Origin of the sequence: Dietzia sp. DQ12-76, assembly GCF_014145045.1 — a bacterium.
Classification (GTDB): Bacteria; Actinomycetota; Actinomycetes; order Mycobacteriales; family Mycobacteriaceae; genus Dietzia.
The window spans coordinates 1-4,195 of record NZ_JAALDV010000188.1 but is presented as its reverse complement, the minus strand read 5'-3'; the positions used below and the strand labels follow the sequence as shown (position 1 = coordinate 4,195).

At 71.8% G+C, this 4,195-nt stretch carries 6 protein-coding genes; all 6 read right to left on the bottom strand.

What is annotated here, in order from left to right; all coding sequences use genetic code 11:
* On the bottom strand, positions 1-358 hold a 358-nt coding region (locus tag G6019_RS07710), incomplete at its 3' end, for an AAA family ATPase (protein WP_182627337.1).
* Positions 359-367: 9 nt separating this feature from the next.
* Entirely contained in the window at positions 368-1,297 is a 930-nt protein-coding gene (locus G6019_RS07705) for an NAD kinase (RefSeq protein ID WP_107756355.1), read from the bottom strand.
* Positions 1,294-2,112 (bottom strand): TlyA family RNA methyltransferase, encoded by an 819-nt coding sequence (locus G6019_RS07700; protein WP_107756354.1) that lies wholly within the window; start codon positions 2,110-2,112, stop codon positions 1,294-1,296. The genes G6019_RS07705 and G6019_RS07700 overlap by 4 nt, the downstream gene beginning before the upstream one ends.
* The gene (locus G6019_RS07695; RefSeq protein WP_309230185.1) at positions 2,112-2,315 is read right to left on the bottom strand and encodes a hypothetical protein; all 204 of its coding nucleotides are present in this window, start codon (positions 2,313-2,315) and stop codon (positions 2,112-2,114) included. Before G6019_RS07695 ends, G6019_RS07700 begins: the two co-directional genes overlap by 1 nt.
* A gap of 10 nt (positions 2,316-2,325) precedes the next feature.
* A complete protein-coding gene (locus G6019_RS07690) occupies positions 2,326-3,318 on the bottom strand; it encodes an HAD-IIA family hydrolase (RefSeq protein WP_182612782.1) in 993 nt (330 codons plus the stop codon).
* A gap of 70 nt (positions 3,319-3,388) precedes the next feature.
* Positions 3,389-4,195: tetratricopeptide repeat protein (locus tag G6019_RS07685; protein WP_182627335.1), on the bottom strand; the 807-nt coding region annotated here is incomplete at its 5' end.

Here is a 4,195-nt window from a genome sequence, read left to right as displayed (position 1 = left end):
GACCCCCGAGCCGGGCCCGGGAGCGTCCGTCGGCGCCGACCCGGCGGGCCGCGATCACCGTCCCGTCCTCGTCGACCTCCGCGTCCGCCTCCTCGAGGAGACTGTCGAGCTCGCGTCGGTCCTCGGGGTGCATCGTCTCGGCGGCGGCCAGGTCGAACCGCCCCTCCACCACGGCCTTGTCCGCTCCGCGACGAACCCGCCCCGGATCGGCGCGCCCCCCGGCCAGGAGCCTGAGACCGGTGACCACCATGGTCTTTCCGGCGCCGGTCTCACCGGTCAGGACGGACAGGCCCGGGGCGAAATCGGCCACGGCCTCGTCGATGACGCCGAGTCCGCTGATCCGAAGTTCCGTGAGCACGCACCCACCCTAGGCGAGGGGGCGCGCGGTGGACCGGCCACGCCACCCGGTGACCGGGAGTTCGAACTTCGTCACCAGCCGGTCCGTGAACGGCGAGTCGTCCAATCTCACCCACTTGACCGGTCTGTGGCCACGCACCACCTCCACCCGACTGCCGGCGGGGGCGTCGATCGTTCGTCGCCCGTCCAGCACGACCACCGCCGGTCCGGACCGGGTCCCGGTCTCCACGGCGACCCGCGAGCTGGGCGCCACGACCATGGGCCGGGCGAACAGGGCGTGGGCGTTGTTCGGGACCACCAGGATCGCGTCGAGCTCCGGCCAGAGGATCGGTCCCCCCGCCGAGAACGCGTACGCCGTCGATCCGGTGGGCGTCGAGACGAGCATGCCGTCGCACCCGAAGTCGCTCACCGGTCGCCCGTCGATCTCGACCGACGCCTCGAGGACGCCCTGCCGCGAGACCTTCTCGATACTCACCTCGTTGAGTGCCCAGTCACGGCCGAGCACGGTGTCCCCGTGGATCACAGTGGCCTCGACCGTCATGCGCTCGACCACCCGGTAGTCGTGGTCCGCGATCTGTTCGACGACGCCGTGGAGAGAGGAGATCTCCGATTCGGCGAGGAAGCCGACATGCCCGAGATTCACTCCCAGCACCGGCACATCGGCCGCGGTCGCGTACTGGCATGCCCGCAGGAACGTCCCGTCCCCACCCAGGACCAGGACGAGCTCGCAGCCGTCAGCGGCGTGCGGGGTATCCGCCACCGACTCCACACCGGTCCCGGTGGCCACGTTCTCGCTGGTGTCCGCGAGCATCCGCACCGCGATCCCGCGGTGCGCGCAGGCGTCGACGACCTGGGCGACGATCGCGACGATGTCCGGCCGCTCGATGTTGGCCTCGAGCAGGATGCGGCGGGGCGCCCCCACCTCTGGGCTCTGCGTCATCTCGGTCCCTCCTCCACCGCGCTGCGAATAGCGTCCTGCGCCCGGTCCGTCAGTGCCACCGGCGACCCCGGTTCGGTCTTGCGGAGGTGAAGAAAGTACTCGACGTTCCCGGACGGGCCCGGAAGCGGGCTCGCCACACACCCGAGAGCCTCCAGCCCGAGCGCCGCGGCGGCCCGCGCGACACCGGTGACCGCGTCGATCCGGAGCCCGGGGTCACGGACGACGCCCCCCTGACCGACCCGCTCGCGTCCCACCTCGAACTGCGGCTTGACCATCGGTAGCAGCGCCCCGCCGGTGCGGACACACGCGGACAGAGCGGGAAGGACGAGGGGCAGGGAGATGAACGACAGGTCGGACACCACCACGTCGACCTCGCCGCCGATGTCCTCGGGGGTGAGGGACCGCACGTTGGTCTTGTCGTGGACGCCCACGCGATCGTCGCTGCGCAGGCGCCACACGAGTTGTCCGTAGCCCACGTCCACGGCTTCGACGCGGTCGGCCCCCCGCGAGAGCAGGACGTCGGTGAACCCTCCCGTGGAGGCGCCGGCGTCGAGGCAGCGCGTACCGGCGACGTCCACCCCGAAGGCGTCCAGGGCACCGATGAGCTTGTGGGCCCCCCGCGAGGCCCAGTCCGGTTCCCCGGACGCGGCGACCGCGATGGACGTCGTCGGTTCCACCTGCGTGGCGGGCTTACTCGCGGCGACCCCGTTGACGATCACACGACCGGCACCGATGAGGTCCCGCGCGCGTTCCCGACTGTCACACATCTTGCGGCGGACCAACTCGGCGTCCAGGCGCCTACGGGCGACCGCCATCAGCGGGCCGAGTCCAGGGAGGACAGGGCGTGGGCGAGCAGATCATGGGCCGAATCCAGGGCCGCGACCTGCTCGTCGCGAACTCCCCCGACCTCGTCGCGGGGTTCGGCGGAGTCGGAGAGCAGATCGTCGAAGGCCGAGCGGAGCTCGTCGATGTCCGGGCCCGCGGGCCCTGGCAGTGGTGTCGGTCCGGGAGTGCTCACACGGTCCACGCTAGCCCACGAGCAGTCCCGCATCGGCGAACCGTGACCGCGCACCGTCGCCGGGATCCGCCAGGGCGCTCACACCGTGCCTCCACGCCTGTCGGAGGACGCCGCGCGCCAGGTCGACGCCGCCGAGTGTCGCGGGGAGCCCGTCGAGGTGGAGGACACCGTTCTCCACCCTCGCGTCGAGCCAGGGGGCCGAGTCGATGTGACTCGACTCCGGCGGCGCGGCGAGGGCGGACAGGTCCGGGGCGAGGTGGGTGGCGCGACGGTGCGCGTCCGCGGCCAGCAGATCGGCCGTCCCGTGGACGCCCGTCAGAACCAGCAGCGCGGGCATCCCGGCCGCGAGCGCCCCCTCGATATCGGTGTCCAGACGGTCCCCGATGACGAGCGGACGGCGGGAGCCGACGAGGTCCGCGGCCGCCCTGAGCACTCCCGCCGCCGGCTTCCCCGCCACGACGGGGTCTCTGTCCGTCGCGGCGCGAAGTGCAGCGACCAGCGAACCGTTCCCGGGGAGCAGACCGCGCTCGGTGGGCAGGGTGGTGTCGGTGTTGGAGGCGACCCACGGCACCCCGCGCCGGATCGCGAGACATCCTTCGGCAAGGTCACCCCAGGTCAGTTCGCGGGACAGGCCCTGGAGGACCGCCTCGGGACCGTCGTCGGCCGAATAGACGACCTCGTAGCCGGCCTGTCTGGCGAGCTCCCGGAAACTCTCGTGACCCACCACGAGAACTCTCGCCCCCGCGTCGACGTGATCACCCAGCATCATCACCGCCGCCTGGGCGCTGGTCATGACGTCGGACGCGCGGGCCGGAAATCCCAGATCCCGGAGGTGTTCGGCCGTCTGGCCGGGGGAACGGCTCGCATTGTTGGTCACGTAGACCACCGGAAGCCCCGACCGGTCCAGCGCCTCGGCGGCGCCCGGAATGGGCTCGGTACCGCGGATGAGCGTCCCGTCGAGATCCGCGAGAAGTGCGTCGTGCAGATCGGACAGAGTCGCCACAGTCTCCGACGCGGCAGACTCTGACCCCGCCGACCGCGGTACTGCTGACGTCGGGCCTGGTGACACCGAGTTAACCCCCGAGCTCGGCCAGACGCGACTCCGCGTCCGTGTGATGATCCGGGTCGGCGGACACCGCGTGGGCGAACCAGGCGGCCGCCTCGTCCTTGCGGCCGGACGCCAACAACACCTCCGCGTAGGCGTAGTCCAATCGCGCCGCCTCCTCGCCGACAGCATCCGGGTCGGCTCCCGCATCCTGGAGAGTCACGAGGGCGGCGTCGAGCTGGCCCATGTCCACTCGCGCGCCGGCTTCGACGATGCGCAGCTCCACGAGGTCCTCGCCGGTGACCTGACGGGACTCGTCACCCCGGGCGAGTTCGATGGCCTTCTCCGGACGTCCGAGGCCCCGCTCGCAGTCCGCCATCATCGCCAGCAGTCCGGGTCCTCCCGAGATGCGTCGAGCCGCACGGAGCTCACCCAGCGCTTCCGACCACTCTCGCGCGCGGTACGCGAGAACGCCGACGGTCTCCCGGACCACACCTATCCGGCCGGCTCGGTTCTTCGCGGCACGTCCGTGGGCCAGAGCGAGCTCGGGGTCGTCGTCGACGAAATACATCGCCGCCACCAGATGCCGCGCGACGACCTCGGCATTGGCCTTGTCCAGACCCCGCAGGTCCCGTCGGATCTCCGTGTCGAGGTCCGCGGCCTCGATGTCTTCGGGGAGAGTCGGCTCGTCAACGCGTGCGGCCTGCCGGGCGTCCTGACCCGGACGGCCAGCCGTGCGCCGCTCGACGCCCTGCCGCCCTCCGTCACGGGAGTCACCCCGGGAGGAACCGCCTCGGCCCTGTCCCGCCCCCGATGTGCCGGTGCGCTGCCCAGC

What these genes read in the sequence shown, in the direction of transcription:
- G6019_RS07705 (WP_107756355.1), bottom strand. Translation starts at nt 1,297, where the DNA reads ATGACGCAGAGCCCAGAGGTGGGGGCGCCCCGCCGCATCCTGCTCGAG.
- G6019_RS07700 (WP_107756354.1), bottom strand. Translation starts at nt 2,112, where the DNA reads ATGGCGGTCGCCCGTAGGCGCCTGGACGCCGAGTTGGTCCGCCGCAAG.